Origin of the sequence: Pseudomonas sp. 57B-090624 (assembly GCF_003234055.1) — a bacterium.
GTDB lineage: Bacteria > Pseudomonadota > Gammaproteobacteria > Pseudomonadales > Pseudomonadaceae > Metapseudomonas > Metapseudomonas tohonis.
In genome coordinates this window covers 15,877-42,815 of sequence record NZ_QKRU01000023.1, presented here as the reverse complement: position 1 = coordinate 42,815, position 26,939 = coordinate 15,877, and the positions used below count along the sequence as shown (strand labels likewise).

Annotated in this window: 24 protein-coding genes and 2 pseudogenes; 11 read left to right on the top strand and 15 right to left on the bottom strand. The window is 68.8% G+C overall.

Features of this window, described 5'->3' with window-relative positions:
* Positions 1 to 76: 76 nt before the first annotated feature.
* The 3 genes from DMX10_RS12830 to DMX10_RS12820 form a co-directional block, all read right to left on the bottom strand.
* Complete coding sequence (locus tag DMX10_RS12830; protein ID WP_111261418.1) at positions 77 to 1,039, bottom strand: L,D-transpeptidase family protein; 963 nt, start codon at positions 1,037 to 1,039, stop codon at positions 77 to 79.
* Positions 1,040 to 1,113: 74 nt separating this feature from the next.
* A complete protein-coding gene (locus DMX10_RS12825) occupies positions 1,114 to 1,395 on the bottom strand; it encodes a hypothetical protein (protein WP_111261417.1) in 282 nt (93 codons plus the stop codon).
* Between the two features lie 68 nt (positions 1,396 to 1,463).
* A complete protein-coding gene (locus DMX10_RS12820) occupies positions 1,464 to 2,069 on the bottom strand; it encodes an arylesterase (RefSeq protein ID WP_111261416.1) in 606 nt (201 codons plus the stop codon).
* Positions 2,070 to 2,079: 10 nt separating this feature from the next.
* On the opposite strand from DMX10_RS12820, the gene DMX10_RS12815 reads away from it, so the two are divergent.
* From DMX10_RS12815 to greB, 3 genes are all read left to right on the top strand, one after another.
* Positions 2,080 to 2,763, top strand: coding sequence for an ABC transporter ATP-binding protein (locus DMX10_RS12815; RefSeq protein ID WP_111261415.1), 684 nt, complete (start codon positions 2,080 to 2,082; stop codon positions 2,761 to 2,763).
* A complete protein-coding gene (locus DMX10_RS12810; RefSeq protein ID WP_111261414.1) occupies positions 2,760 to 5,264 on the top strand; it encodes an ABC transporter permease in 2,505 nt (834 codons plus the stop codon). Before DMX10_RS12815 ends, DMX10_RS12810 begins: the two co-directional genes overlap by 4 nt.
* A gap of 84 nt (positions 5,265 to 5,348) precedes the next feature.
* Entirely contained in the window at positions 5,349 to 5,846 is a 498-nt protein-coding gene (gene greB / locus DMX10_RS12805) for a transcription elongation factor GreB (RefSeq protein ID WP_111261413.1), read from the top strand.
* 6 nt (positions 5,847 to 5,852) lie between these two features.
* On the opposite strand, the gene DMX10_RS12800 is transcribed toward greB, so the two are convergent.
* Positions 5,853 to 6,161, bottom strand: a complete 309-nt coding sequence (locus DMX10_RS12800; protein WP_111261412.1) for a class I SAM-dependent methyltransferase — start codon at positions 6,159 to 6,161, stop codon at positions 5,853 to 5,855.
* A 203-nt stretch (positions 6,162 to 6,364) separates the two neighbouring features.
* Between DMX10_RS12800 and thpR the strand changes: the two genes are divergently transcribed.
* From thpR to DMX10_RS12785, 3 genes are all read left to right on the top strand, one after another.
* A complete protein-coding gene (gene thpR, locus DMX10_RS12795) occupies positions 6,365 to 6,910 on the top strand; it encodes an RNA 2',3'-cyclic phosphodiesterase (RefSeq protein WP_111261411.1) in 546 nt (181 codons plus the stop codon).
* A gap of 197 nt (positions 6,911 to 7,107) precedes the next feature.
* On the top strand, positions 7,108 to 8,040 hold the full coding sequence (locus DMX10_RS12790; RefSeq protein ID WP_111261410.1) for a triacylglycerol lipase: 933 nt from the start codon (positions 7,108 to 7,110) through the stop codon (positions 8,038 to 8,040).
* A 48-nt stretch (positions 8,041 to 8,088) separates the two neighbouring features.
* Positions 8,089 to 9,120: a lipase secretion chaperone gene (locus DMX10_RS12785; RefSeq protein WP_111261409.1), complete on the top strand. Its 1,032-nt coding sequence runs from the start codon at positions 8,089 to 8,091 to the stop codon at positions 9,118 to 9,120.
* Between the two features lie 47 nt (positions 9,121 to 9,167).
* Here the strand turns inward: DMX10_RS12785 and DMX10_RS12780 are convergent, their stop codons facing one another.
* A complete protein-coding gene (locus DMX10_RS12780) occupies positions 9,168 to 9,602 on the bottom strand; it encodes a DoxX family protein (protein ID WP_111261408.1) in 435 nt (144 codons plus the stop codon).
* Between the two features lie 110 nt (positions 9,603 to 9,712).
* Positions 9,713 to 11,134 (bottom strand): transglycosylase SLT domain-containing protein, encoded by a 1,422-nt coding sequence (locus DMX10_RS12775; RefSeq protein ID WP_111261407.1) that lies wholly within the window; start codon positions 11,132 to 11,134, stop codon positions 9,713 to 9,715.
* A 230-nt stretch (positions 11,135 to 11,364) separates the two neighbouring features.
* Between DMX10_RS12775 and DMX10_RS12770 the strand changes: the two genes are divergently transcribed.
* From DMX10_RS12770 to DMX10_RS12750, 5 genes are all read left to right on the top strand, one after another.
* On the top strand, positions 11,365 to 12,171 hold the full coding sequence (locus tag DMX10_RS12770) for a TatD family hydrolase (protein ID WP_111261406.1): 807 nt from the start codon (positions 11,365 to 11,367) through the stop codon (positions 12,169 to 12,171).
* 104 nt (positions 12,172 to 12,275) lie between these two features.
* Positions 12,276 to 13,757, top strand: coding sequence for a methyl-accepting chemotaxis protein (locus tag DMX10_RS12765; protein ID WP_111261405.1), 1,482 nt, complete (start codon positions 12,276 to 12,278; stop codon positions 13,755 to 13,757).
* A gap of 90 nt (positions 13,758 to 13,847) precedes the next feature.
* Positions 13,848 to 14,204: an Mpo1-like protein gene (locus DMX10_RS12760; protein ID WP_111261404.1), complete on the top strand. Its 357-nt coding sequence runs from the start codon at positions 13,848 to 13,850 to the stop codon at positions 14,202 to 14,204.
* Between the two features lie 101 nt (positions 14,205 to 14,305).
* Positions 14,306 to 14,806, top strand: a complete 501-nt coding sequence (locus tag DMX10_RS12755) for an oxidoreductase (RefSeq protein WP_111261403.1) — start codon at positions 14,306 to 14,308, stop codon at positions 14,804 to 14,806.
* A 5-nt stretch (positions 14,807 to 14,811) separates the two neighbouring features.
* The gene (locus DMX10_RS12750; protein WP_111261402.1) at positions 14,812 to 16,386 is read left to right on the top strand and encodes a GGDEF domain-containing protein; all 1,575 of its coding nucleotides are present in this window, start codon (positions 14,812 to 14,814) and stop codon (positions 16,384 to 16,386) included.
* Between the two features lie 4 nt (positions 16,387 to 16,390).
* Here the strand turns inward: DMX10_RS12750 and DMX10_RS12745 are convergent, their stop codons facing one another.
* The 9 genes and pseudogenes from DMX10_RS12745 to DMX10_RS12710 form a co-directional block, all read right to left on the bottom strand.
* Entirely contained in the window at positions 16,391 to 17,188 is a 798-nt protein-coding gene (locus DMX10_RS12745; protein WP_111261401.1) for an acyl-CoA thioesterase II, read from the bottom strand.
* Positions 17,189 to 17,486: 298 nt separating this feature from the next.
* Positions 17,487 to 18,248 carry a CHAD domain-containing protein gene (locus DMX10_RS12740; protein WP_111261400.1) on the bottom strand — a complete coding sequence of 254 codons (762 nt, stop codon included), beginning with the start codon at positions 18,246 to 18,248 and terminating at the stop codon, positions 17,487 to 17,489.
* Positions 18,249 to 18,283: 35 nt separating this feature from the next.
* Positions 18,284 to 20,278, bottom strand: a complete 1,995-nt coding sequence (locus DMX10_RS12735; protein ID WP_111261399.1) for a DUF3488 and DUF4129 domain-containing transglutaminase family protein — start codon at positions 20,276 to 20,278, stop codon at positions 18,284 to 18,286.
* Positions 20,275 to 21,264, bottom strand: a complete 990-nt coding sequence (locus DMX10_RS12730; RefSeq protein ID WP_178082947.1) for a DUF58 domain-containing protein — start codon at positions 21,262 to 21,264, stop codon at positions 20,275 to 20,277. Before DMX10_RS12730 ends, DMX10_RS12735 begins: the two co-directional genes overlap by 4 nt.
* Positions 21,234 to 22,151: a MoxR family ATPase gene (locus tag DMX10_RS12725; RefSeq protein WP_111261397.1), complete on the bottom strand. Its 918-nt coding sequence runs from the start codon at positions 22,149 to 22,151 to the stop codon at positions 21,234 to 21,236. Before DMX10_RS12725 ends, DMX10_RS12730 begins: the two co-directional genes overlap by 31 nt.
* Positions 22,152 to 22,525: 374 nt before the next feature.
* Positions 22,526 to 23,041 (bottom strand): annotated as a pseudogene (locus DMX10_RS33610) (methyl-accepting chemotaxis protein); the annotation flags it as partial.
* A gap of 339 nt (positions 23,042 to 23,380) precedes the next feature.
* A pseudogene (locus DMX10_RS33605) lies at positions 23,381 to 23,611 on the bottom strand (HAMP domain-containing protein); the annotation flags it as partial.
* Between the two features lie 1,090 nt (positions 23,612 to 24,701).
* The gene (locus DMX10_RS12715; RefSeq protein ID WP_111261395.1) at positions 24,702 to 25,310 is read right to left on the bottom strand and encodes a flavin reductase family protein; all 609 of its coding nucleotides are present in this window, start codon (positions 25,308 to 25,310) and stop codon (positions 24,702 to 24,704) included.
* Positions 25,311 to 25,425: 115 nt separating this feature from the next.
* Entirely contained in the window at positions 25,426 to 26,859 is a 1,434-nt protein-coding gene (locus DMX10_RS12710) for an MFS transporter (protein WP_111261394.1), read from the bottom strand.
* Positions 26,860 to 26,939 lie beyond the last annotated feature (80 nt).

Sequence of the window (26,939 nt, the reverse complement as noted above, 5' to 3'; positions counted from 1 at the left end):
CTGCTCTCCCGGGATTTTCGCCAGGCATGAAAAAGCCCGCCGGGCCAAGGGCGCGCGGCGGGCTTCTCGATGGGGATCAGAAGCTGGGCGCGGGGGCGCTGGTGGCCACGGCGGCGGAAGGCTCGGCGATCTCCACCGGCAGGCCATCCTCGGCCGCCACGACTTCACGCACCACTTCCCAGTCCAGGCGGATGCTGTTGACCAGGTCCTCACGCTTGAGGAGCGCGTTGATCACCGCGGTGTGCTTGTCCACCACCGACGGATCGCCATGGTCGTTCAGCGGAGTGTGTGCCTCGATGTAGACCTTGCCGCCGCTCACACCGAACTTGTAGGGCTCGTTGATGATCCGCACCGGGGTACCGACCGGCGCCATCTTCGCCAGCTCCAGCACGTTGTTGTTGAGCATGCGGAAGCAGCCGTGGCTGACACGCATGCCGATACCGAACTTCTTGTTGGAGCCGTGGATCAGGTAACCGGGCAGGCCCAGGGTGAACTTGAACGGCCCCAGCGGGTTATCCGGGCCCGGCGGCACCACGGTGGGCAGCGGGTCGCCGTCGGCGGCGTGCTCTTCGCGGATCGACTTCGGCGGGTACCAGGCCGGGTTGGGCGTCTTGGCGGTGATCCTGGTGGTGTTGATCGGAGAGCCCCAGCCCTCGCGACCGATGCCCAGCGGGAAGGTGTGCACCACGTTCTCCCCTTTCGGGAAGTAGTACATGCGGTACTCGGCCAGGTTGATCACGATGCCCTCGCGCGGGCCCGGCGGCAGGATGAAACGAGTCGGCAGGAGGATCTCGGTACCAGTGCCCGGCAGCCAGGGATCGACGCCCGGGTTGGCGGCGACCATCTCCAGGTAGCCCAGGTCATTGGCCACGCCGATGTCGGCGAAGGTGTCTTCGTACTTGGCCTTGATCACCTGGACCTGGCCGACGATATCCTCGCCCGGGGGCGGCAGGGGCAGCTCCAGTGCTGCGGCGTGACCGGCCAGCGCGAACGCGGCCAGAGACAGGGAACGGGCGACGGCGGGAACGCGCGACAACATCCGGTAATCCTTGGCAAAAGTGGCTGATTAAAAGACTCGGGATTGTACACCGGCACACAACGCGCCGGGAGGGCTCAGCCGTCGGACCATTCGGGCCGCTGGCCGTCGCGCTGGGCGTTCAACTCGGCCCGGCAGGCAGGGCACAACCTCCGATCCTGCAGTTGCGGCCTTTCCAGTTCGCACCAGCGCGGCTGGGCCGGCAGAAGGCCGCCGCACAGGGTCCTGTCCGCATGACCACCCAGTTCGAGCTGGCGCGCGACCAGGTGCAGGCGCACCTCGCGACAGGCGAACAGGTCGAGCTGCTCATCGGGCTCGATCAGCTTGTAGGCATGCAGGGACCAGGCGGGGCGCGGCATGAAGGACTCCAGGACGGGTGCGCAACATTAGCCGAAAGGCCAGGCCTGGAAAAGCCTTCCGACAGGGCTCAGAGCAGCGGCTTCAGGCTCGGCCAGACGTTATCCAGCAACTTGCCCTGGGCACCCGCCGCCGGATGGATGCCATCGGCCTGCATCATCCCCTCGACGCCCCCCACGCCTTCGAGGAAGAACGGCACCAGCGGCACCTGCCGGGAGGCCGCCAGATCCTGGTAGACCCGGGCGAAGGCGTCGGTATAGCGCTTGCCGTAATTGGGCGGCAGGCGCATGCCCAGCAGCAGCACCTTGGCCCCTGCCTGCTGCGACCGCTCCACCATACCGGCAAGATTCTGTTGCAATTGTGCGGGGGGTTGGCCACGCAGGCCATCGTTGCCACCGAGCTCGATTATCACCAGCGCAGGCTTGTGTTCGCCAAGCAGCGCAGGCAGCCGGGAAGCACCGCCGGCACTGGTGTCGCCACTGATGGACGCGTTCACCACACGGTGCTCGAACCCCTCGTCATCAAGGCGTTTCTGCAGCAGGGAGACCCAGCCCTGGCCGGTTTCCAGCCCCAAAGCGGCGCTGATACTATCCCCGACGACCAGCACGGTCCCCGCCGCCGCCTCCTGAGCCATCACCATCAACGCCAGGCAGCTGCCCAACAACCAAGCACGCATCGGATTCTCCATGAGCGCAAGCATTCTCAATGCGCGGAACCTTAGCAAAGTGGTTCCCAGCGCGGAAGGCGAGTTGACCATCCTCCACGACCTGGATCTGGACCTGGCCCAGGGCGACAGCCTGGCCATCGTCGGCAGTTCCGGCTCCGGCAAATCCACCCTCCTCGGCCTGCTCGCCGGGCTCGATTTGCCCAGTTCCGGCGACATCAGCCTGGCCGGCCACGCCCTCGCCCACCTCGACGAGGACCAGCGTGCCCGCGTGCGCGCCGAGCACGTCGGCTTCGTCTTCCAGTCGTTCCAGTTGCTCGACAGCCTCAATGCCCTGGAGAACGTCATGCTGCCGCTGGAGCTCGAAGGCCGCGCGGACGCCCGCGAACGCGCCCGCCACCTGCTCGATCGCGTCGGCCTCGGCCAGCGCCTGGGGCACTACCCGCGCCAGCTCTCCGGTGGCGAGCAGCAGCGCGTCGCCATCGCCCGCGCCTTCGCCGCCGAACCCGACGTGCTGTTCGCCGACGAGCCCACCGGCAACCTCGACAGCCACACCGGCGAGCGCATCAGCGACCTGCTGTTCCAGCTCAACCAGGAACGCGGCACCACCCTGGTGCTGGTCACCCACGACGAGCGCCTCGCCCATCGCTGCCGCCGACTGATCCGCCTCGAGTCCGGGCGCCTGGTCGACCAGGTGGAACCCTGATGCGCCTGCCGCTCACGCGCCTGCTGGGCATGGCGGCCCGGCAACTGCTCCGCGATGCCCGCGCGGGTGAGCTGCGCGTGCTGTTCTTCGCCCTGGTGGTCGCCGTGGCCGCCAGCAGCGCCATCGGCTACTTCGGTGCCCGGCTGAACGGCGCCATGCTCCTGCGGGCCACCGAATTCCTCGGCGCCGACCTGCTGCTCGGCGGCTCCTCCCCCGCGACCCCTGAGCAGATCACGGCGGGCGAACAGCTCGGCCTGCGTCATGCCCGTGCCGTCGAATTCTCCAGCGTCATCGCCGGTGACGCCGGCATCCAGCTCGCCAGCGTCAAGGCGGTAGACGAGCCCTACCCGCTGCGCGGCGAATTGAAGAGCGCACCCGCACCCTATGCGCCCGAAGAACCAGGCGCCGGCCCAGCCCCCGGCGAAGCCTGGGCCGAGGCGCGCCTGTTCACCGCACTGGACCTCAAGCCCGGTGACACGGTCGACGTCGGCCAGAAGACCCTGCGCCTGACCCGCGTGCTCACCTACGAGCCCGATCGCGCCGGGGACTTCTACAGCCTCACCCCGCGCCTCCTGATGAACCTCGCCGACCTCGACGCCACCGGCGTGGTACAGCCCGGCAGCCGGGTGCGCTACCGGGAGCTGTGGAGCGGCCCGGCTGAAGCGTTGAAGAGCTACCGCGAAACCCTGGAGCCCACCCTGGCTGCCAACCAGCGCATCGAGGACGCCCGCGACGGCAACCGCCAGGTCGGCGGCGCCCTCAGCCGCGCCGAGCGCTACCTCAACCTCGCCAGCCTCGCCGCCGTACTCCTGGCCGGGGTCGCCGTGGCCCTGTCGGCGGCCCGCTTCGCCGCACGCCGCTTCGACGCCAGCGCCCTGCTGCGCTGCCTGGGCCTGTCGCGTCGCGAAGCGCTGCTCCTCTATACCCTGCAATTGGGCCTGCTCGGCATCGCCGCCGCCTTCCTCGGCGCGCTGATCGGCTGGCTCGCCCAGCTCGGCCTGTTCCACCTGCTGCGCGAACTGTTGCCGGCGGAAGTGCCGTCCGGCGGCGTACTGCCCGCACTCGCCGGCATCGCCACCGGCCTGGTGGCCCTCGCCGGCTTCGCCCTGCCGCCGCTGGCCGCCCTCGGCCGCGTACCGCCGCTGCGCGTGCTGCGGCGCGACCTGCTGCCCGTACCGCCCAGCTCCTGGCTGGTGTACGGCGCAGCCCTGCTCGCCCTCGGGCTGATCATGTGGCGCCTGAGCCTGGACCTGAAGCTCACCCTCGCCCTGCTCGGCGGCGGCCTGCTCGCCACCCTGATCCTTGGCGGCCTGATGCTCCTGGGCCTCAATGCCCTGCGTCGCCTGCTGGCCCGTGCCGCCCTGCCCTGGCGTCTCGGCCTCGGGCAGTTGCTGCGCCACCCCCTGGCCGCCGCCGGGCAATCCCTGGCCTTCGGTCTGATCCTCCTGGCGATGGCGCTGATCGCCCTGCTACGTGGCGAACTGCTCGACACCTGGCAGGACCAGCTGCCCGCCGACGCACCGAACTACTTCGTGCTCAACGTCCTGCCCGGCGAGAAGGACGCCTTCGCCGAACGCCTCGCCCAGCTCTCGCCCCACCCGGCACCGCTGTTCCCCGTGGTGCCCGGCCGCCTCACCGCCATCAATGGCGAACCGGCGAAGGAACATGCGAGCAAGGAGTCCCAGGGCGAACGCGCGCTGCAGCGTGACCTCAGCCTCACCTGGGCTGCCGACCTGCCCAATGGCAACCGCCTGGTGGCCGGGCAATGGTGGGACCAGGCCCCGGCCAGCGACCTGCCCGGCGTCTCGGTGGAGGCCAAGCTCGCCGGCAACCTCGGCCTGCAACTGGGCGACCGTCTGAGCTTCAGCGTCGGCGGCATCAGCCGTGACGTGCGCATCACCAGCCTGCGCGAAGTCGACTGGGACAACTTCCAGCCGAACTTCTTCATGATCTTCGCCCCCGGCTCCCTCGCCGACCTGCCCGCCACCTACCTCACCAGCTTCTACCTGCCACCGCAGCACGACCGCGAGCTGGTGGAACTGGCCCGCGCCTTCCCGGCAGTGACATTGCTGGAGGTGGAAGCCATCCTCGCGCAGCTGCGCAGCATCCTCGCCCAGGTCACGGTGGCGGTGGAGTTCGTCCTGCTGTTCGTGCTCGCCGCCGGCCTCGCCGTGCTCTTCGCCGGCCTGCAATCGACCCTCGACGAGCGCATCCGCCAGGGCGCGCTGCTACGGGCCCTGGGCGCCGAACGCAGCCTGCTGCAGCGGGCTCGCCGCGCCGAGTTCGCCCTGCTCGGCGCCGCTGCCGGCCTGCTCGCCGCCCTGGGCTGCGAGCTGGTCAGCGCCCTGCTCTACACCCTGGCCTTCGACCTGCAATGGCACCCTCATCCCTGGTTGCTGCTGTTGCCGCCCCTGGGCGCGCTGCTGGTGGGTGGCGCCGGTGTGATCGGCACCCGCCGCGCGCTCAACGCCAGCCCGCTGCAGGTACTGCGCGAAGCCTGATCGCCCGGCCCGCCTGTACAAGGCGGGCCGGCCTCTTGCTAGACTCCGGCCCCTCCCGTCGCGCACAGAGCCGCTGCCCCGAACATGAGTCGCTATCGCCCCCCACGTACCGCCGGCACCCCACTGATCACCCCCGAAGGCGAAGCCCGCCTGCGCGCCGAACTGCACGAGCTATGGCACGTGAAGCGGCCCAAGGTCACCCAGTCGGTGAGCGAGGCCGCCGCCCAGGGCGATCGTTCCGAGAACGCCGAATACACCTACGGCAAGAAGATGCTGCGGGAGATCGACAGCCGCGTGCGCTTCCTCACCAAGCGCCTGGAAAGCCTCAAGGTGGTCAGCGAACGCCCGTCCGACCCGAACAAGGTCTACTTCGGCGCCTGGGTGACCCTCGAGGACGACGACGGGGAGCAATCGCGCTACCGCATCGTCGGCCCGGACGAGCTCGACCTGAAGCAGAACCACATCAGCATCGACTCGCCGCTGGCCCGTGCCCTGGTGGGCAAGGCGCTGGACGCCGAGGTGCTGGTGCACACGCCGACCGGCGAGAAGAGCTGGTACGTGGTGGAGATCGAATACCCCTGATGCGCCTCAGCGCAGGGTGATCAGGCCCTGGCGCGAAACGCGCACCAGCTCGCGCACCATCAGCGCAACGTCCTCCCGGGCGGGCGCCTGCACCACGGCCATGTCGAAGCTGTCGGCGGCATAGCGCTGCAAGGACCCGGCATCGACGGCGAACTGGATGAGCAGGTTGCGCGGGCCGGCCCAGCGCTTCGGCCAGCCGTCGAGATAACGCAGCATGGTCGGCTGGTGGGGGCCGCTGAGAAGAACCCTGGGGTTGCGCAATACCGGGCCCGAAGTGATGGGCGCCAGGCGAATGAGCGGTTGGGGACAGGTCATGGTGTCATGTCTCCGCCTCGTTGATCCCGCTGGGCAGCGGTGAGAGGCGACACCGAACCAGCGCTTTAGCGGTATTTCGAGATGGACTCCATCTCCGCGCCCCGCAAGTAGCTGTCTTAAATCGGCGCATGGGGCGGCATCCTAGAGAAGCGCCCGCAATACTGTCAATACGACCAAGACGTCGTCCTGGAGCCTCCGCGACCATGTCCACACCTCCCTTGCGCCTGTTCTTCGCCCTGCCTTGCAGCGAGCCGCTGGCAACGAGCATAGCCCTGTGGCGCGAAGCCGCCTCCTGCGGTGGCAAAGCCGTGGCGAGGCGCAACCTGCACCTGACCCTCGCCTTCCTCGGCGAACAGCCTCGGGGCTGCGTCGGCGAACTCGAAAACCTGGCCGCGAGCCTCGTCGGCGAAGCCTTCGAACTGCGCCTCGACCACCTCCGTTGCTGGCAGAACGGCCTGTTGCACCTCGCCCCCGCCCATCCACCGCTGGCCCTGATGAGCCTCGCCGCCAGCCTCCAGGACAGATTGCGGGGCGCAGGCTTCGCGCTGGAGCGAAGGCCCTTCCACCCACACCTGACGCTCGCGCGCCACTGCGCCCACCTGCCGGCCGCAGCCGCCCCAACCTTCGATTGGCCTGTGAACCAGTTCACCCTCTTCGCCTCGGAAAATACCGCGTCCGGCGCGCACTACCGCGCCCTCGCGCACTGGCCACTGCTGCCTCGGGCCTCAAACGAGCGTTTCACTCAGTAACAGGGAAACGCCCGCGAACATTCGGTGAACGGCTGTAAACAACGGTGAAACCTGCGGCGCAGACGCCATTTCGTGCCAATCGCGACGCTGGCATGGTTCCTGCCCCTGCCCATCCGCTGATGTACGCGCCCAGGATGGGCGCGGCGGCTTCGCAGGGAGGCACCCACTGCCTGTTCCACCATCACCGAGAGCAACCAATGAACAACAACAAGATCCTGCTCGCCCTCGCCCTTGGAGTCGGCCTCGCCGCCTCCGGCGAAGCCCTCGCCGCCACCGGCTACACCCAGACCAAGTACCCCGTGGTCCTCGCCCACGGCATGCTCGGCTTCGACAGCATCCTCGGCATCGACTACTGGTACGGCATCCCCTCGGCCCTGCGCCGCGACGGCGCCTCGGTCTACGTCACCGAGGTGAGCCAGTTGAATACCTCCGAAGCCCGCGGCGAAGAGCTGCTGGAGCAGGTCGAGGAAATCGTCGCCATCAGCGGCAAACCCAAGGTCAACCTGATCGGCCACAGCCACGGCGGCCCGACCATCCGCTACGTCGCCGGCGTGCGTCCGGACCTGGTCGCCTCCGCCACCAGCGTCGGCGGCCCGCACAAGGGTTCGGCCACCGCCGACTTCCTGCGGCAGATCCCGCCCGGCTCGGCAGGCGAGACGATCGTCGCCGGCATCGTCAACGGCCTCGGCTCGCTGATCAACTTCCTCTCCGGCAGCAGGAGCACCCTGCCGCAGAACGGCCTCGGCTCGCTGGAATCGCTCAACAGCCAGGGCGCGGCCCGGTTCAACGCCAAGTTCCCCCAGGGCATCCCCACCAGCGCCTGCGGCGAGGGCGCCTACCAGGTCAATGGCGTGCGCTACTACTCCTGGAGCGGCACCAGCCCGCTGACCAATGTGCTCGACGTCAGCGATGCACTGCTCGGCGCCACCTCCCTCACCTTCAAGGGCGAAGCAACCGACGGCCTGGTCGGCCGCTGCAGCTCCCACCTGGGCAAGGTGGTGCGTGACAACTACCGGATGAACCACCTCGACGAGGTCAACCAGACCTTCGGCCTCACCAGCCTGTTCGAGACCGACCCGGTGACCGTCTACCGCCAGCACGCCAACCGCCTGAAGAACGACGGCCTGTAAGCCGCCCCGGCGGGGCCTGCGGGCCCCGCCCCCTGACGAGAGGCCACCGTGAAGAAATTCCTGCTGTCCCTGCCCCTGGTGTTCGCCGGCTGCCTGGCCGCGATCCTCTACCTGCAATCCGCCACCGACAGCCCGGCGCCGCAGGCTCCCGACAGCCCCCGACAGCCGCTCCCCGATGCCGCCGCTGCCGACGACCCGATACAAGGCCCCGGCGTCGCACCCGCCCTGCCGGCGCAACTGCCTGCCCTGCCCGCCTCCTTCGCCGGCACCCAGGTCGACGGCCGCTTCCAGCTGGACGCAGCGGGCAACCTGCTGATCACCGAGGACATCCGCCGCATCTTCGACTACTTCCTCAGCGCCATCGGCGAGGAGCCCATCGGCATCTCCATCCAGCGCCTGCGCGGCTACATCACCGCCCAGCTGCAGGAGCCGGCCGAAGGCCAGGCCCTGGCGCTGCTGGAACAGTACCTGGACTACAAGCGACAGCTGGTGCAGCTAGAGAAGGACCTGCCACAGATGGCCGACCTGGACGCCATGCGCCAGCGCGAAGCCGCGGTGAGCGCCCTGCGCGCGCGCCTGTTCAGCGCCGAGGTGCACCAGGTGTTCTTCGCTGGCGAGGAAACCTACAACCGCTTCACCCTGGAGCGCCTGGCCATCGCCCACGACGCCTCCCTCGACGATGCCGCCAAGGCTGCCGCCGTCGACCGCCTGCGCCAGGGCCTGCCCGAGGCCCTGCAGGACAGCGTGCTGCCGCAGCTGCAGGCCGAACTCCGCACCCAGACCGCTCAATTGCAGGCACAGGGCGCCACGCCCGCCGAGATCCGCCGCCTGCGCCAGCAGTTGGTAGGTGCACAAGCCACCGAACGCCTGGAGGCCCTGGACCAGCGTCGCCAGGGCTGGAAGCAGCGGATCGGCGCCTTCCAGGCGGAGAAGGCGCGCATCGAGTCCAACCCCGGGCTCAGCGATGGCGATCGCCGTGCCGCGATCCAGCGCCTGGCCGAGGAGAAGTTCGACGAGCACGAGCGCCAACGCCTGGACGCCGCCCTGGAACTGGCCGCAGCGCGCGCGCAGCAGCCCTGAAACGCAGAAGGCCCGCTCATGGCGGGCCTTCTTCGGGTTCGCAGTGGTTACTGGCTAAAAGAGCGGTCCAGGGAGAAGCGGCCCGCGCCCTCGATCAGCAAGGTGCCGGAGATCAGGGCGAGGATCAGCGCGTACTCGTAGCCACCGTTGGTGATGAAGAACCCGCTGGCCCAGTGCACGCTGAAGATGGCGACCACCATGGCGACGATCAGCGACGCGGCGGCGGGACGTACCAGCAGGCCGATCACCAGGGCCAGGCCACCGAAGAACTCGGCGCTGCCCGCCATCAGGGCCAGCAGGTAGCCGGGCGCCAGGCCGATGCTTTCCATCCACTGGCCGGTGCCTTCCAGGCCATAGCCGCCGAAGAGACCGAAGAGCTTCTGCGAGCCGTGGGCGGCGAAGGTCAGGCCGGTCACCACGCGCAGCAGGGTGATGCCGATGCCGGCGTTGGTGGAGAGAAGGCGTTTGATCGGGTTGCTCATGTCGCGTTTCCTTTCGAGTGAGGAGGTGTTGGTTCAGACGGGAGCAATCTTAGTTGATTTTTTCGATATGAAAACCGCAAAAAATGCAGAATTGAAATCGATAAAATCGATTATTTACCCCTGCTTGCGACTTTTCTCTGCGGTTCCAGCAGATAACGCTCCCGGTCATAGGCCAGGTAGTACTTGTTCACTGCGCTGACATAGCTGACCACACCCATGCCCAGTTGCTCGGCGGCGATACGCTCGACCTGGAAGAACCACTGGTTGGGATTGAGCCCGCGGCGCCGCGCCTCCGCCCGCAGGCTTTGCACCCGCTGCGGCCCCACGTTGTAGGCGGCCAGGGTGAAGGCCATGCGCTCGCGCTCATTGAGCTGCGAACTGTTGAAGAAGCCCTTGCGCAGCATGGCCAGGTACTTGGCCGAGGCCTGCACGTTGTTCTCCAGCGCATGGATGTTGCCGACCCCGACGGTACGCGCCGCGCCGGGGGTGATCTGCATCAGCCCGGTGGCACCGCTGGCGCCGCGGGCGGCCGGGTTGAGGCTGGATTCCTTGAAGGCCACGGCGGCCAGGTTCAGCCAGTCGAAGGCATGCTGGTCGGCGAAGCGCTGCAGCACCGGGCGCACCTTCTCCAGGCGCTGCCGATCGGCCCGGGCCAGGGGGCTGTGCACCTTGTACAGGCGGCGGTACACGCGCTGGAAGGTGGCGTCCTGGTCGGAAGGCGCGTTGTAGCCGGCCAGGAAGCGGTCGATGCTGGCGCGCAGCATCGGCGCGTCGCGGCGGACGAACCAGGTCATGTCGCGCTGGTTGTCCAGCACCAGGTGCTTCTCGATACGCAGCTTGGGCATGACCTTGGCCCAACGCTCGGCGATGGGCTGCTCGACAGCGGTCAGCGGGAAGATGCCGGCCTGGACCATCTCCAGCACATCCTCCACCGCCAGGGTCGGGTCGACCCACTCGATGACGATCGGCGCCAGCTTGCGTTGCGCCAACTGCTGGTTGACCCGGCGCAGCGCCTCGGCCGCCGCGCTGCCGGCCGGCAACGCGATGCTGCGCCCGGCGAGCTGCTCCAGGCGCTGGTAGCGGCGATCGCCACTGCGGCTGACCAGCAGCAGCGGCACATGACGGCGAATGGGGGCGCTGGCGCTGACCTCACCGCCGCTGCGCGGGTCCACCAGCTCGCCGGGGGCCACCAGGTCGCCCTCGCCGCGCTGCAGGGCGGCGAGCAACTGGTCCTTGGCCCTGGGGATGATCTTCACGTCCAGCTCGCGGCCGTCGCGGGCGTTGCGGTTGAGGTACTGCTCGAAGGCGCGGATGCGGTGGTATTCGATGCCGATGGCCTCGCCCTTGACCTCGCCGGAGCTGTTGCGGCTCTGGTTGACCAGCACCCGCAGCACGCCACTGCGGCGGATCTGCGCCAGGTCACGCGCCTCGCTCGGCTGCTGCCAGGCTTCCGGCGGGCCGGCCAGGCGCGCTGCAGCCGGGAACGGCGACAGGGCGAGCAGGCACAACAGAAGCAGCAGCGTTCGGGTCATCGAATCTCCGGGATCAGGCCGCAGGAAGCGAGCCGACCGTCTGAGAACGCAGCCCCCGGACGGAGTTCCGGGCGGTGCGAGGGGCGCGGAGAGTGTCACAGCTCGGCCGTCGACACCAGCCAAAACGCTGTAACAACTTCAACAAACAACCATAACTAACTGTATTTATTGAGTTTTCTTTAATGAATCGAGCTTTGCTATGCTGCTCCGCTCGCGTCCGAGGTAGCACCATGCAACTCATCGACATTGGCGTCAATCTGACCCATTCAAGCTTTGCGGCAGAGCGTGAAGCACTGCTCGAACGCGCCTTCGCCGCAGGCGTGGCGCAACTGGTACTCACCGGCACCAGCATCGCCGATGCCGAAGAAGCACTGGCCCTGGTCCGCCAGCTCGACCCCGAAGGCGGCCGCCTGTTCAGCACGGCCGGCCTGCACCCCCACGAAGCCAGCCAGTGGAATGCCGACAGCGCCCGCCACCTGCAGGCACAGCTGGCCGAGCCGGAGGTACGCGCCGTGGGCGAATGCGGCCTGGACTTCAATCGCGACTTCTCCCCGCGCCCGCAGCAGGAGAAGGCCCTGGAGGAACAACTGGCCCTGGCCGTCGAGCTGGGCCTGCCGGTGTTCCTCCACGAACGCGACGCCGACGAGCGCCTGCTGGCCATCCTGCGGCCATTCCGCGATCGCCTGCCGGCCGCCGTGGTGCACTGCTTCACCGGCGAGAAGCGCGCCCTCTTCGCCTACCTCGATCTGGACCTGCACATCGGCATCACCGGCTGGATCTGCGACGAACGCAGGGGCACCCACCTGCACCCGCTGGTGCGTGAAATCCCGGCGGGCCGGCTGATGCTGGAAAGCGACGCCCCCTACCTGCTGCCCCGCAGCCTGCGACCGAAGCCCAAGAGCGGTCGCAACGAGCCGGCCTTCCTGCCCGAGGTGCTCCATGAAGTCGCTCGCCACCGGGGCGAAACACCCGAGCACCTGGCCCAGCACACCACCGCCTGCGCACGCGCGTTTTTCGGGCTGCCGAACATCGCCTAACCTGTTCCAGTAAAGAGGCTGATTGATACGGATCAACGATCCGGTCACAGTGCTGCGAAACAATGCTGGCACCTTGCCAAGCCTCAGAGAAAAAAGAACAGAACATGGGTAACTGGATGCGCGATCTTTCCCTGAAGTACAAGTTCTGGGCGGTCAACGCCGTCGCCTTCGTCACCACGCTGCTGCTGGTGCTGCACGCCATCAGCCTCGAGCGCGATGCCCGCGTCGAGGCGGCCCGCGATGCGGCCGTGGCGCAGGCCGCATTGCTGCGTGCCTGGCCCGCCGGGCAGGCGCTGCCTGCCAGCAAGGAGATCGTGCGCTTCGCGGCCGGCAGCGCCCCGCAGCTGCAGGGGATCGACACCAGCGCGCTGAGCCGCGCCACCGGCTGGGTCGACCTGGACCACGACGCCCTGTTCGGCAGCGATCCGGTGGTGGGTGCCCAGGTGCAGGACACCGCCGACGGCCAGCGCATCGCCGTACTCGCCCATGCGCCGAGCTTCACCGAGGTGTTCACCTCGCGCATGCTCAACTACGCGGTCACCGTTTTCCTGCTGATGATGGCGCTGCTGGCGTCCTCGCAGTTGTTGATCCGCTTCCTCCTCAGCCACCTCAACACCCTCAAGGACGTGATGCTGCACGTGGAGAAGAGCGGCGACCTGTCTGCCCGCGTGCCGCTGGACAGCCGCGACGAGGTGGGCCAGATGGCGAGCGCATTCAACGCCATGCAGGCGGGCTTCCAGCGCGTGGTGGGCACCGTCGCCCAGGTCACCGAGCGCCTCGACGAAGGCGCCGCGCGACTGGCCTCGAGCATGGGCGAGGTGCGCCAGGGCATGCTCGGCCAGCAGAGCGAGACCGACCAGGCCGCCACCGCCATCAACGAGATGTCCGCCACCGTGCATCACATCGCCCAGCACGCCGCCGACACCCGCGACCAGTCGCAGACCGCCGACCAGCTCGCCGGAGCCGGCCAGAGCGTGGTCAGCCGCGTGGGCGAGTCCATCGCCGGGCTCTCCAGCGGCGTGCAGCAGACCGCCGAGATGATCGAGAAGCTCGCCGAGGACAGCCAGAAGATCAGCAGCGTGGTCAGCGTCATCCATGGCATCGCCGAGCAGACCAACCTCCTCGCCCTCAATGCCGCCATCGAGGCCGCCCGCGCCGGCGAGATGGGCCGTGGCTTCGCCGTGGTGGCCGACGAGGTGCGCAACCTGGCCAAGCGCGTCCAGGATTCCACCGACGAGATCACCAGCATGATCCTCGCCCTGCAGTCCGGCACCCGCGACGCCGTGGAGTTCATGCAGGAAAGCTCGTTCAAGGCCGACAGCTGCGTGCAACAGGCCCACGAAGCCGGCGAAGCACTGGCCGCCATCACCGGCGCCGTGGCGCAGATGCGCCAGAGCAACACGCAGATCGCCGTGGCAGCGGAACAGCAGAGCCAGGTCGCCGAGGAGATGACCCGCGCCGTGGTCGGCATCCGCGACGTCACCGAACTCACCGTCAGCCAGACCCTCGGCTCCGCCTCCACCAGCGCCGAACTGGCCAGCCTCGCCAGCGAACTCTCCCGCGCCATTCGCCAGCTCAAGCTCTGAGCTGGCTATCCCGCCCATAGACACAACCCATTCGCCGGCCCCTCCAGGGCCGGCCTAGACTTGCCCGCAATCCTCAGAGGAATCCGCACCATGGGCAAACGTCATCCCAACCTCCGCGCCTGGCAGTGGAAGACCTACGCCAGGAACCACCGCCACCCCACCAACCTGGTGCTGCACCTGCTGGCCGTGCCGCTGTTCATCGTCGCCACCCTGGTCTTGCTCGACGGCCTGTTCACCCTGAGCGTCCTGAACATCGCCCTCGGCGTCATCGGCCTGGCCGCCTCCCTCGGCCTGCAATCCCACGGGCACCGACTCGAAGCCGAGGCACCGGAGCCGTTCGCCGATCGCAAGGACGCCGTGGGCCGCCTGCTCACCGAACAGTTCGTCACCTTCCCACGCTTTTTCCTCAGCGGCGCCTGGTGGCGCAACTGGCGGAACCGCCACTGACCTCCACCTGCCAGCAAAGAGCCATTACTTTCGTCGGAAAATATTCAAGCTCGCCAAAGGAATGACGATATGCTGGCACCACGCTGTATGAGGGTCGTCGCATGCCGTCAAAGCGACAGATATTTGGCACCATTTTCCTGGCAGTCACCCTGAGCGCCCTCGCCCGGGGGGAGCAGTCCGCCTACCCCCTGGATATACCCGCCCTGCGTCTTCACCTGCCCGGCACCGCTCCCCAGGTGTTCACCCTGCGCGATCTCCAGGCCATGCCCAGCGTCACCCTGCGCGCCCGCGGCCCCAGTGATGACCGGGTGTCTGACTGGCACGGCGTGCCCCTGGGCCAACTCCTCGAGCGGCTGCCGGGTGCGCGGCACACCGCCGAACTGCACCTGCGGGCCCTCAACGACTATTCGGTGGTGATCCCCGCCAGCGACATCGAGCGCTACCAGCCGGTGATCGCCTACTCCCGCGATGGCCGACCCATGGCGGTGGAAGCCTATGGGCCGCTCTTCCTCATGTACCCCTTCGATACCCACGCCGAACTGCGCGTGCAGAAGTACTACAACCGTGCCATCTGGCAACTGAGCGATATCTACATCGAGTAGCGACCATGCCCGACAGTTTTGCCGACAGTATTTCCCTGCCGCGCAAGCGGCTGGTGATGGCGGTCCTCCTGGTTCTCATGCTGGTCATGGCGATCACCGCCGGGGGCTCGCTGTGGCTGGTGGTGAACGAGGCACGGCAGCTCGGCCGCCCCGGCTCCCATGGCGAGCTGTGGCAGGTCTACCAGATCCGCAACGGCATGGACCGCCTGCTGGAGGAAGCGCAGCACATCGAACAGGGCCACAGCGGCGCCACGCAACTGGTGGTCCGCCTCGGTGTGCTGCGCAGCCTGTCGCGCCCCGTCGAAGGCCATCACCTGTTCGACTTCCTGCCCACGGCGCGCCCGGAAACAACCCGCACCCTGCAACGCGTCTCCGAACTCAGCCAGCGCTGGCTGAAGCGCGTCGACTGGAACGACCAGGCCTCGGCCCGCGCCACCAGCGCCGAAATCCTCAGCGAGCTGCCGCCGCTGCAACGCGCCATGCACGAGGTCATGGTGGCCGCCAACATCTCCCTGGCCAACGAACTGGACGAAGAACGCCAGCGTCTCTACGGCTACTTCAGCAAGCTCGCCTGGGCCTTGCTCGGCCTGCTGGTGGGCGGCGCCCTGCTGGTCACCCACCTGATCTACAGCTTCCGCGAGGCCCGGCGCCTGAGCGAGAGCCTTGGCGAACTCGCACACACCCTGGAAAGCCGCGTCGAGGCGCGCACCCTCGCCCTCAGCGAAGGCCGCGAACTGCTCAAGCACATCCTCGAGGCCAGCCCCAGCGACGTCGCCCTGATCGGCGCGGAATCCGGCCGGGTGCATTTCGTCAACCAGCGCCTGATCGTCCGCCAGGGCCTGCAGCGTGGCTCGCAGTTCTCCCTGGACCGGCTGTTCGCCGCCGAATCCGAAGCCCATCGCTTCCGCGCCGCCCTGGAGGCACGTCGCCAGATCGATGACTGGGAGGCGCTGCTGGGCAAGACCGCCCCTTACTGGGGCGTGGTGTTCGGCCGTATCGTCGAGCTCGAGGGCGAGCCTGCGCACCTGGTCTGGAGCTACGACATCAGCCTGCGCAAGCGCATGGAGCACGAGCTGCTGACCCTGGCCACCACCGACGGCCTCACCGGCCTCGACAACCGCCGCGCCTTCATGCAGCGCGCCGAAGACATGCTGCGCCAGGCCGAACGCTTCGGCCATCCGTGCTCGGTGCTGATGATGGACATCGACCACTTCAAGTCGGTCAACGACGGCCATGGCCACGCCATCGGCGACGAAGCCCTGCGCGCCGTCGCACGGGTGATGCGTGAATGCCTGCGCGGCGTCGATGTCCTCGGGCGCCTGGGTGGCGAGGAGTTCGCGGCCATCCTGCCGGAGACCGGGGACGGCAAGGCCGCGCTGGTGGCCGAGCGCCTTCGCGCCGGAGTCGAGGCCCTGCGCGTGGACCTCGCCGGGGGTGATGTCCTGCGCCTGACGCTCAGCCTGGGGATCGCCGGGAAGCGCCCCGGAGAAACCCTGGAATCCCTGCTCGGCCGCGCCGATGCGGCGCTCTATGCCGCCAAGCAGGCCGGACGCAACCGGGTGGAGGTGGCGTCCCTCTGACGCCTCAACCGAAGACGGTGACCGTCTGCCGGCTCAGCGCCACCAGCTCGCCGGAAGGCGACCAGAGGCGCGCCGAGACATGGCCATAGCCGTCACGGGCGTGGTCGATCTCGGCGCGGTACAGGCACCAGTCCAGGGTGCCCACCGTCGGCAACGGCTGCACGAACTCGATGGTCCAGGTCAGCGAACTGCCCGGTGCCGGGCTGCGCAGGTGCGGCAGTACCGCCGGCGGCCAGGCGTCCACCAGCGCCAGCAGGTGGGCGATTCCGGCCGGCTCATCCTCGAGCTCGCCCCGGAAGCGCACCCAGCCGCCCATCTCGCGAGCCGGATTGTTGGTGAACGGCATGCTGCCGATGCCCCAGCGCATGGCCAGGAAACGGGTGAAATCGGGGGTCACGCCACGCAGGAAGGGCAGCTCCTGGCACTCCTCCGCCGGCTTGATCACCGGTGCCGGGTCGGCCTGTACATCGATGGCCGACTCACGCGAGGCGCCAAAACTGCCCTGCACCACCACCACCGTCTGGCCGTTCTGCACCGCGCGGCAGAACATCTGGCTCACCGCCCGCCCCTCGCGCAGCACCTCGGCCTCGAAGCTCGCCGGCACCTCGGCTTCCAGCGGGCCGACGAAGGTGATCGCCAGCGACCGCACCGGGCGTCCTTCACCCACCTTGGCGCTCATCGCCTCATAGGCCAGCGCGGCCACTAGGCCACCGAAACTGGCACGGCCCTGAGCCCAGGCGCTGGGCACCAGGACCTCGCCAGGATTGTTGCGAACGGCCTGGATCAACTGGGAAAACTTCATGGTCCACTCACCCGCTGAATTCGAAAGTGGAGGGATGTTAGGGGATTGCCCAGGCGCTAGAAAGCCGACCTTCAAGCGGGTAGCGACAACGGGGAGGGGAAAAATGCCAGGGCATCAGGCGCGCTGATGGCGCCTTCGGGATCGCACCCGCGACGCAGGATGGGAAGAGCGAAGCGAATCCCATCGATGCGGGGCCTCCCGGAACACCCACCGCCGGGCGGGTGAACCCACGAAGCAACCCTGCAGGGAGCAGTCGGGTTGCACCCGACCTACAAAGGAATCAACGGCGAGGAAGGGATCAGCCCAGGCTCGCCTGCAGCTTGTCCAGCACCCGGTCCGAACGCACCTCGGCGGCGTGCATGGCGACGCGCCAGGCCTTCACCCGCGGGGCGAGGTCAGGCTCCTGCTCGGCGATGAGCAGCCATTGCAGGCGGTCATGCCATTTGCCGAGAGCGGCCTGCGCGCCCTTGAGCAGGCGCTGGGCCTTGGCGGAAGCCTCCACCCACTGCGGGTAGGCATCGCCACCGTAGCGCACGCGCTTGATCAGCAGGCGCAGGCGATGGCGGTCGTGGGCCGGGTCGGCCAGCGCCCGCTCCAGGCGCTTCCAGTCCCGGGCCAGGTGCTTGCGCACGGTCTTGCGCGGCTTCACCAGCAACCCTTCGCGATGGGAGATGCGCAGCAGTTGCGGCCAGGCATCCAGCACGCGGAACAACTGCACCAGGGCCGGGCTCGCCAGCAGCACGGCATGGCCTTCGCGCAACCGCTGGCGGCGCGGCTCGGCCAGAGCGGCGAGCCCCTGGCTTTCCAGTTCGACGATCAGCACTTCCAGGTCACGCAGCGGCGTGCTCAGTGCCCCGACCTCGCGGGCCGCCTCGTTCAGCACCTGGGCAGCGGGCAGGTCCCGCAGGGGGCGCAGCAGGCTGCGCAGGCGCCGGGTGTTGATGCGCAGGTCGTGCAGGGCCTCGCCATCGGTGCCGGCTTCGAGGCGCGCACGGCACGACAGCAGCTTGATTTCGAGGGTCAGCACCTGGGCGATCAGGTCGTCGAGCATGGCAGGCATGGAAGGGTCATCCGGGCAGGCGGGCGCGCTTCCGATCAGCGCTCCACGCGGGTAAGGCGCCAGGGCAGCGCCCTGCGCAAGGCCTTCAGCGCCTGCGCGAGCTCTGCCGGTGGCAATGGCTCGCCAGCATAGCGCAGAGCCTCGTAGCGGCGCGCGAATTCCTCGATCAGCCCGGCCTGTGCCGGCAGCGCCCGCGCCGCACGTGCGGCGTAGTCACGCGGGCCCTCGCCCTTGCCCCGACGCACCCCCTGGCGGCCAAGCGCACGCTCGAATCCCTGGAACAGGCGCAGCTGCGGGTCGCGCTCGCGGCGCCAGGGCTTGAACATGAACAGCGCCACCAGGCCCACCAGCACGCCTCCACCGCCCACCAGCAAGAGCGCGAAGGTGCGGCCGTCGAGGGCACCGAACCAGCGCTGCAGCACCTGCATCTGCACCTCGCCCTGGTAGCCCAGGACCCAGCGCTGCCAACCGTAGTTGAGCTGGTCCCAGGTCAGGCGCAGCTGGTTCACCCAGCTCACCTGGCGATAGCGCAGCGGCGAGAAGGGCGAGTTCTCGAGGAAGCTCTGCTCCCCGGCCACCGCCTCCTCCAGCCCCTGCTCGATGCGGTTGGGCGCCACCTGGAAGGTCGGGTCGACGCTGCTCCAGCCCTTCTCCGGGGTCCAGTACTCGACCCAGGCGTGGGCATCGAACTGGCGCACCGCCACATAGTTGCCCGTCGGGTTGATCTCGCCGCCCTGGTAGCCGGCCACGATCCGCGCGGGCACACCGGCGGAACGCAGCACGAAGGTCATCGCGCCGGCGTAGTGGGCGCAGAAGCCGCGGCGGCTGTCGAAGAGGAATTCGTCCACGCTGTTCGCCCCGCCCGGCGGTGGCTTCAGCGTGTAGACGAAGGGCTCGCGATTGAAATGCTGCAGCAGCGCCTGCACCAGGTCCTCCGTCGCCGGGTGCCGGGCCTTGAGCTCGGCGGCCCAGGCGCGGCTGCGCGGGTCCCCCTGTTCCGGCAACTGCAGGGTGCGCCGGCGCACGCGCTCGTCGAGCTCCGGGTCACGCACCGCCTCGGGCCAGGAGGTCACCCGGTACAACAGCGAGCGGTCCACCGGGAGCCGCCGTTGCAGGTGGTAGTCGATCATCTGGCGGGTGTCTTCGAGGCGGGTCTCGCCCACGTCCAGGGTGAACAACCAGGGCCGTGCGCTGGGCTGCATCACCACGCTGTAGTCCAGCGGCTCGCCGCGTTTTACCCACTGCGCGGGGGAGTTGAACTGGCTGGCTTCGGACTGCGACCAGCGACGGCCGTCGAAACGCTCCAGGGTCAGCGCACGCCAGTACAGCTCGCGGCGCGGCGGCGGCGCGCCCTCGAAGCTGGCGCGGAAAGCCAGCTCGGCGGACTGGCTGAGCTCGGCGATATCGGCCGGCGCCATGCTGTCGGACAGCCCGGTGACGCCCTTGTCGCTGGGCAGCGGCAGGGACCACAGCGGCCCCATGCGCGGGAAGAACAGGAACAAGAGCAGCATCAGCGGCAGTGCCTGGGCCAGCAGCGTCGCCGCCAGGCGCAGGGTGGCCAGCGGGCGGGCGGCGAAGGCGCTCTGCTGCAGGCCGATCAACGCGGCCAGCAACGCAATCACCGGCAGCAGGCTGTAGAGGGCGGCGAGCATGCCGTCGTCGAAGAGGTAGGCCGTCACCACGGTGAAGAAGCCGAGGAAGATCAACACCAGCGCATCGCGCCGCGTACGCATCTCCACCAGCTTGAGAATGAAGGCCGCCACCAGCAGCACCACGCCGGCATCGAGGCCGATCAGGCTGCCCCGGGACAGCAGCACCCCCGCGCCGGCACCGAGCATCATCAGCACCTTGGCCAGGCCGCTGGGGTAGCGCGCGCGCATGCGGAACACCTGTATCCGCCAGCCGGCGCAGACCAGCCAAAGCCCGATGATCCACAACGGCAGGTGGAACAGGTGCGGCAGGATCACCAGCACCTGGGCCACCAGCAACCAGGTCAGGGCGATGCGCGGGATCGGCTGCACCGTGCTCATCGCGCCACCCCGTAGAGCGCCAGCGCGCGCAGGCAGGCATCGCGGTGCGGCTCGCCGGTGGCCGGGCGCAACTCCTCGCCGCCGAGGCGCAGGCCGAAGGGCTGGCCGCGTTCGGTGAAGGTCAGCACCCAGTGGCAGAGCAGCGAGAGGCGGCTTTCCAGCTCGCCCTCCAGGCCGTCCAGGTCGAGCCACAGATCGGCCCCGGCGAGGACGGCGAAATCCTTGATGAACAGGCCCTGGCCCCGGGAATAGGCCTTCCAGTGCAGGCGCCGCCGCGAGTCGCCGGGCTGATAGGGCTTGAGCCCCTGGTAGTCGTCTGCGCCGCGACCGAGCACCCGCACGCCGTCCTCTTCGTCATCCCGGCGGCCACCGGTGCCCATGGGCAGGTCGCCGGGCAACGGGCGCGGATAGACCAGCGCCGCCTGGTCGAGGTCCACCCAGCTCCAGGCCACCAGCAGGCCGAGGGGGAAACGGCTTTCCACTCGCAGGCGCCCGGGCCGCAGCCAGCCACGGCGCTCGGCCGGCAGGTCGACCTCGCAGTCGCAGGAACCGGCGGCGGGCACATCCTGCGCCTGCAGCTCGGCCGGGGGCCAGCCCAGGGCGATCGCCTGGTGCGGCTGGCGCTCGCTCTCCAGGCGCACCTGGAAGCGCGCACGCTCGCCCACGAACACCGCCGGGGCTCCTGCCGCGCGCAGGGTCATGCCGGCGAGGTTACGGAAGGTGTGGAGGATGGTCAGGATGAACACCGACAGCAGCAGGAAGGTCAGGCCGTAGGCCAGGCTGTTCTGGTAGTTGATCGCCGCCAGCAGCATCAGCACCAGGGCGATGCCGAAGGCCAGCCCGGTGCGCGTGGGGATGATGAAGATGCGCCGCTGGTTGAGGCGCACCTCGGCCGCAGGCGGGATCCGCTTCGCCAGCCAGCGGTTCCAGCGCGGCCGCACGCGCTGCTTGAGCATCAGAGCGCCGGGACTTCGCGCAGAAGCCACTGCACCAGGGCGCCGCCGCCGTGGCCGGCCGGGTCGGCCTGTTCACGCAGGCGGTGGCCGACCACCGAGGGCAGCACGGCCTGCACGTCCTCCGGGATCACGTAGTCGCGCCCCGCCAGCAGCGCCCAGGCCCGGGCAGCGGCCAGCAGTGCGAGGCTGGCCCGTGGCGACAGGCCCCAGGCGAACCGGGTGTGGGAACGGGTCGCCTCCACCAGGCGCAGCACATAGTCCACCAGGGCGTCGCTGACGCGGATCTTCGGCACCTCGGCCTGGAGGAGCGCCAGCTCGGCGTGATCCAGCACCGGGTCCAGGCGTGGCAGGATCTCGCGGCGCGCCTCGCCCAGCAGCAACGCCTTTTCCGCCGCGCGGGCCGGGTAGCCCAGCGACAGGCGCATGAGGAAACGGTCCAGCTGCGACTCCGGCAGGGCGAAGGTGCCGCCCTGGCTCACCGGGTTCTGCGTGGCGATGACGAAGAAGGGCTCGGGCAGCGGCCGGGTCGCCCCCTCGATGGTCACCTGGCCCTCCTCCATGGCTTCGAGCAGCGCACTCTGGCTCTTGGGGGTGGCGCGGTTGATCTCGTCGGCCAGCACCAGCTCGGCGAACACCGGGCCGGGGTGGAAGACGAACTGGCCGGTGTCCTTGTCGAACACCGAAGTACCGAGGATGTCGCCGGGCAAGAGGTCCGAGGTGAACTGGATACGCTGGAAGCTCAGCCCCAGCACCCGTGCCAAGGCATGGCTGAGGGTGGTCTTGCCCATGCCGGGCAGGTCTTCGATCAACAGGTGACCGCGGGCCAGCAGGCAGGTCAGCGCCAGGCGTACCTGGGGCTCCTTGCCCAGCACGACCTGGTTCACGGCGTTGAGGCAGGCATCCAGTCTGGTTCGCATCGCAGGCTCCCGAAACAATGGGCCGATGCTACCGGTGGGCACGGGGATGGCAAAGCGCCCTGCAATTTTTGCTGACGAAACCGTGCGCCAGGTCCGTCACGGATGCTCATGCTTTGCGTTGATATGCGCATCACCGCTTGCGTGCGCCGAGGCTGGCGGCTTCCTTGGGGTGGTGTAGAGCGAAGCAAACCCGGGCGGTAGAGGTGGCTGAGACTCCTGGATGCCCGGAAAACACCGCGCTTGAGCGCTTTCTTCACAGCCACAACAGCTGACGCAGAGAGCGCGAATGCATTCGCGAGGGTCCAGCCACCCTGCCATTCGCGGTTGAAACCGCTCCCACCAGGCAGCCCGTAGCCCGGGCTTCAGCCCGGGTATCAGAGGCGGAAGTGCCCCGCCATCGCCTGCAGGTCCCGACCCAGGGAGGCGAGCTGGGTGCTGGAATTGGCGGTTTCCTCCATGGCCAGCGCGGACTGGTCGGCGATGTCACGGATGCTGGTGACACTGCGGTTGATCTCTTCGGCCACGGCGCTCTGCTGCTCGGCGGCGGCGGCGATCTGCTGGTTCATCTGGTGGATCACCGACACCGCCTCGGCGATGCCGCTCAAGGCCAGTTCGGTGTGGTTGGCGTCCTGCACCGTCATCTCCACCAGCGTCCCGCTTTCCTGCATGCGCTCGACCGAGCGCCGCACGCCATCGCGCAGGGTGACGACCAGGCGCTCGATCTCGGCAGTGGACTGCTGGGTGCGCTTGGCCAGCGCGCGCACCTCGTCGGCCACCACGGCGAAGCCGCGCCCCTGCTCGCCGGCACGTGCCGCCTCGATGGCGGCGTTGAGGGCCAGCAGGTTGGTCTGCTCGGCCACGCTCTTGATCACGTCCAGCACCGAACCGATGCTCTGGGTTTCATGGCTCAGGTGCTCGATGCTCTGGGTCGCCGCCTGCATGGCCGCCGCCAGCTGGTTGATCCGCCCCAGGGTCTGGCGCACCACCTCGCTGCCGCTGCTGACCTTGCTGTCCGCGCTCTGCGTCGAGGCGGCGGCCGCTTCGGCATTGCGCGCCACCTCATGCACCGTGGCGGTCATCTGGCTCATGGCGGTGGCCACCTGGTCGGTCTCCAGCTTCTGGCCGTTGACGCCGACGCGGGTCTGCTCGGTGACCGAGGACAATGCCTGGGCCGAGGAGGAAATCTGCGCCACCCCGCCCTGCAAGCGCCCGACCATGTCGCGCAGATTGGCCGACATGCCGCGCATGGCCTCCAGCAACTGGCCCACCTCGTCGCTGCGATCGACCTCGATCTCGACGCTCAGATCGCCGGCGGAAATCTGCCGCGCCACCGCGATCACCCGCTGCAACGGCCGCACGATCAGCAGCGCGATCAGCACCGTGGCCGCCAGGCCGATGAGCAGGGCCAGGGCGCTAGCCGAGAGGATCAGCAGGGAACTCGCGCGCTGCTGGGCGAGCATCGCCTCCTTCTGCTGCCCATAGGCCTGGTCGACGGCGCCGACTATCAGCTCTGCGGCGCCGACCAGGGCCTGGTACTCCACCTTCTGCTGGCGCAGGTGGCCGGTGTATTCCTTGAGTCGGTCGTTGAACGAATCGATATTGCCGATCACCTCGGTGAGCACCGCGGCGTAGCCCGGGTCCTTCATGCTCTCGCGCAGCTCGCCTGCGAGCTTCTGTGCGTCCAGCGCCTCCTGGATGGCGCTCTCGTCGATATCGCCGCTGCTGCGGCTCTGCTCCAGGCGCACGCGGGCCTGGTTCAACGCCAGCAGCAGGGACTGGTAGACACGGCTGATCTCGCCGCCCTGGGCGACCATCTCGGCGCCTTCCGCGCCCTGGGAACTCTTCAGCAGGTCGACCCCATCCTCGTTGAGACCCGACTGCAGCACGTCGAGGCTGTTGGAGGCACTGACCACCAGCCAGTTGGCCGCCTCCAGGGACAGGCGCATGTTGTCGGTGAGCTCCACATAGCGGTCGAAGGCCGCGCGGTAGGTGGTCACCGCCTGCTCCACCTGCCCAAGCGTCTGCTGGCTGGCGCCACCGAGGTCAGCCCCCAAGGCCTGGCCGTGCTCCTGCAACGCCTGGGTCGCCTGGCGCAGCGCCTCGGCCTGCTTGGCATCGCCGGTCAGGGCGTAGTCCTTCTCGATCAGGCGGATGCGCAGCACCTCGCCACCCAGTGCGTTGGTGCGCTCCAGCAGGGCGGCGCCGTCGGCCACGCTGCGCAGCGCGGAGAAGCCCGTGGCAGCCACCACCGCCGTGAGCAGCAGCACCACGCCGAACCCCAGGGTCAGCTTCTTCGCCGTACCGAGGCTGGCGATACCACGTTGCAGAACCGATGCCATGGAGACTCCTCCTCGCCGGATGGCCGGCCTCGCCTCACAGGCTGCCGGGACAACAGCGTGAACTTAGGAGCGAGACCATGCTGGCGACAAGCCATAACCCTGCCAGGGGCCGGTCGATTGGAGGTTTTAGCTAAGTCGAGGTCGCTTTCAGAGCGAACGCCAGGGAATCGGCGCCAGAATCATCACCCCGGCGCCCGAAGACGGTGCCCGTTCAGCTCGGACGCACCAGGTTGAAGGTGTCCTGGGTGCGTACATAGGCGCTGCCGCCCAGACGGCCCACCAGGTCCAGCTTGTGCGGGTCGGCACGTCCCTGCTCGTTGAGCACCGACTCGTCGACATGGGCCAGGAGCACCTCGGCGAAGATCAGGTGGCAGTTGGGGTTCTCGCGCGGGTAGGGCTGCACGTCCACCAGCCGGCACTCGAAGGCCACCGGCGCGCCCTTGACCCGGGGCGGGGCCACGCGCACGGAAGGCTCGCTGGCGATGCCGCAGGCCTCGAACTCGCTGACCTCGCTCGGCAACTGCGCGGAGCTGGCGTTCATCGCATCGGCGAGCGCATGGGACACCAGCTGGATCACCAGCTCACCGGTCTCCTGCACGTTGCGCAGGGTGTCCTTGAGGCTGCCGTCGGCGCGGTTGTTGACGTTCACCATCAATGTCGGCGGCGCGTCGCTGATCACCTGGAAGAAACTGAAGGGGGCGAGGTTCAGGGTGCCATCGGCGGCCTGGCTGGAAACCCAGGCGATGGGGCGCGGAGTGACGGTGGACGCCAGCCAGCGATAGGCGTCCAGCGGGCTGAGGGTGGTGAAGTCGAGCTGCATTGGGGGCTCCGGGGAAGCGAGAGGGGGATGGGTGGATTATGCCCCGCGCCCTCCCCCGCGTGGAAAGTCGGCGATCGTCTAACAGGCCGCTGAAGCATGCCGACGACGCAGCCTGCTAGTGCGCCCGCCCGACCACGCGCCGGACCAGCACTGCGGCCAGCAACGGTGCCAGGGCGAAGCCTGTGAACAGCCAGACCGCCGCCGACTGGGCGCCGGCCACGCCCCCCGGCACGCTGAGCCCGGAGGCGTTGGCCACCAGGCCGGCGAGCGCCGCGCCGATGGCCATGCCGTAGAGCTGCACCGTGGTGATCGCGGTGGATGCCGCACTCTCCTCGCCACGCGGCGCCAGCTCCAGCACCCGGGTCAGCAGGTGCGGCCAGCCGATGCCCACGCCCGCACCCACCGCCGCCAGTGCAACGCCCACCAGCAGGGTACGCAGCGCATGGGCCAGCTCCCCCGCCAGCGGAATCAGCAAGGCCAGGGCCAGCAGCCCGGCCACGCAGAGCAGCGGCCCGCCGCGCAGCAGGCGCGCCGCCCCGGCGCCGTGGCGTCCGGACGACAGCAGCGACCCCAGGCTCCAGCCCCCGGCCATGGCCGCCGTCAGGTAGCCCGCCAGCAGCGGTGTCTGGCCGTGCAGCACCTGGAGGAAATAGGGCACGAAGATCTCGGTGGTGGTGCCCGCCAGCAGCAAGGCCACGCAGGCATAGACGGCGCCCAGCGCGCTGCCCAGCGAAGCGCCACCGGACGGCAGCAGGCGCACGGTCGCGCGACGATCCCAGCCCAGCGCCAGCGCCCCGAGGGCCAGCCCCACGGCCACGCCGAGGGCTTGCAGGGGCAACTGCGGCGACAGGCTGCCCGCCGCCACCGCCAGGACCGAGGCGGCCAGCAGGCCGATCTGCAGCACCGGGATGCCCGGCAGCGCGTCCGCCTCGGCGTCATCGGCGCGCGGGCGCAACTGGGCCATTACCAGCAGGGCCTGGAACAGGGCCACCGGCAGCAGCGACCAGAAGGCCCAGCGCCAGTGCCCGGCCTCGGCGAACAAGCCACCCACGGCCGGGCCACAGAGCGTCGCCACGCCCCACATGCCGGACACCAGCGCCACCGCGCGCGGCCACAGCGGCGGTGCGAACACCACGCGGATCAGCGCATAGCTCAGGGCCGCCAGCAAGCCACCGCCCAACCCCTGCACCGCCCGCGCAGCGAGCATCCAGGGCATCGTCTGCGCCGTCGCGCAGCCCACCGAGCCCAGGGCGAACACCACCAGCGCCGCCAGGCACGCGCCACGCGGCCCACCGACGGCGAGCAGGCGTGATGCCAGCGCGGCACCGACGATGGAGGCCACCACGAACAGGGTGGTATTCCACGCATACCAGTCCAGCCCGCCGATCTCGCGCACCACCGAGGGCAGCACCGTGGTGACGATGTGCACGTTGATCGCGTGCAGCGCGACACCGCCGGTGAGCGCCACCGCCATCAGGCCGTTGCGCCCGCTGAGCAGTTCGCCCCAACTGGCGGTGGGCTGGGAATCGAGGGAGGCAGTGGTGTCCATCAGGCGTCTCTCCAGGCATTTACACAAGTAATGACTTGGATATTAGGGGCGGAGCGTTTAATTAAACAAGATATTTCTTT

What these genes read in the sequence shown, in the direction of transcription:
- DMX10_RS12830 (WP_111261418.1), bottom strand. Translation starts at nt 1,039, where the DNA reads ATGTTGTCGCGCGTTCCCGCCGTCGCCCGTTCCCTGTCTCTGGCCGCG.
- DMX10_RS12825 (WP_111261417.1), bottom strand. Translation starts at nt 1,395, where the DNA reads ATGCCGCGCCCCGCCTGGTCCCTGCATGCCTACAAGCTGATCGAGCCC.
- DMX10_RS12820 (WP_111261416.1), bottom strand. Translation starts at nt 2,069, where the DNA reads ATGCGTGCTTGGTTGTTGGGCAGCTGCCTGGCGTTGATGGTGATGGCT.
- DMX10_RS12815 (WP_111261415.1), top strand. Translation starts at nt 2,080, where the DNA reads ATGAGCGCAAGCATTCTCAATGCGCGGAACCTTAGCAAAGTGGTTCCC.
- greB (WP_111261413.1), top strand. Translation starts at nt 5,349, where the DNA reads ATGAGTCGCTATCGCCCCCCACGTACCGCCGGCACCCCACTGATCACC.
- DMX10_RS12800 (WP_111261412.1), bottom strand. Translation starts at nt 6,161, where the DNA reads ATGACCTGTCCCCAACCGCTCATTCGCCTGGCGCCCATCACTTCGGGC.
- thpR (WP_111261411.1), top strand. Translation starts at nt 6,365, where the DNA reads ATGTCCACACCTCCCTTGCGCCTGTTCTTCGCCCTGCCTTGCAGCGAG.
- DMX10_RS12790 (WP_111261410.1), top strand. Translation starts at nt 7,108, where the DNA reads ATGAACAACAACAAGATCCTGCTCGCCCTCGCCCTTGGAGTCGGCCTC.
- DMX10_RS12780 (WP_111261408.1), bottom strand. Translation starts at nt 9,602, where the DNA reads ATGAGCAACCCGATCAAACGCCTTCTCTCCACCAACGCCGGCATCGGC.
- DMX10_RS12775 (WP_111261407.1), bottom strand. Translation starts at nt 11,134, where the DNA reads ATGACCCGAACGCTGCTGCTTCTGTTGTGCCTGCTCGCCCTGTCGCCG.
- DMX10_RS12770 (WP_111261406.1), top strand. Translation starts at nt 11,365, where the DNA reads ATGCAACTCATCGACATTGGCGTCAATCTGACCCATTCAAGCTTTGCG.
- DMX10_RS12765 (WP_111261405.1), top strand. Translation starts at nt 12,276, where the DNA reads ATGGGTAACTGGATGCGCGATCTTTCCCTGAAGTACAAGTTCTGGGCG.
- DMX10_RS12760 (WP_111261404.1), top strand. Translation starts at nt 13,848, where the DNA reads ATGGGCAAACGTCATCCCAACCTCCGCGCCTGGCAGTGGAAGACCTAC.
- DMX10_RS12755 (WP_111261403.1), top strand. Translation starts at nt 14,306, where the DNA reads ATGCCGTCAAAGCGACAGATATTTGGCACCATTTTCCTGGCAGTCACC.
- DMX10_RS12750 (WP_111261402.1), top strand. Translation starts at nt 14,812, where the DNA reads ATGCCCGACAGTTTTGCCGACAGTATTTCCCTGCCGCGCAAGCGGCTG.
- DMX10_RS12745 (WP_111261401.1), bottom strand. Translation starts at nt 17,188, where the DNA reads ATGAAGTTTTCCCAGTTGATCCAGGCCGTTCGCAACAATCCTGGCGAG.
- DMX10_RS12740 (WP_111261400.1), bottom strand. Translation starts at nt 18,248, where the DNA reads ATGCCTGCCATGCTCGACGACCTGATCGCCCAGGTGCTGACCCTCGAA.
- DMX10_RS12735 (WP_111261399.1), bottom strand. Translation starts at nt 20,278, where the DNA reads ATGAGCACGGTGCAGCCGATCCCGCGCATCGCCCTGACCTGGTTGCTG.
- DMX10_RS12725 (WP_111261397.1), bottom strand. Translation starts at nt 22,151, where the DNA reads ATGCGAACCAGACTGGATGCCTGCCTCAACGCCGTGAACCAGGTCGTG.
- DMX10_RS12715 (WP_111261395.1), bottom strand. Translation starts at nt 25,310, where the DNA reads ATGCAGCTCGACTTCACCACCCTCAGCCCGCTGGACGCCTATCGCTGG.
- DMX10_RS12710 (WP_111261394.1), bottom strand. Translation starts at nt 26,859, where the DNA reads ATGGACACCACTGCCTCCCTCGATTCCCAGCCCACCGCCAGTTGGGGC.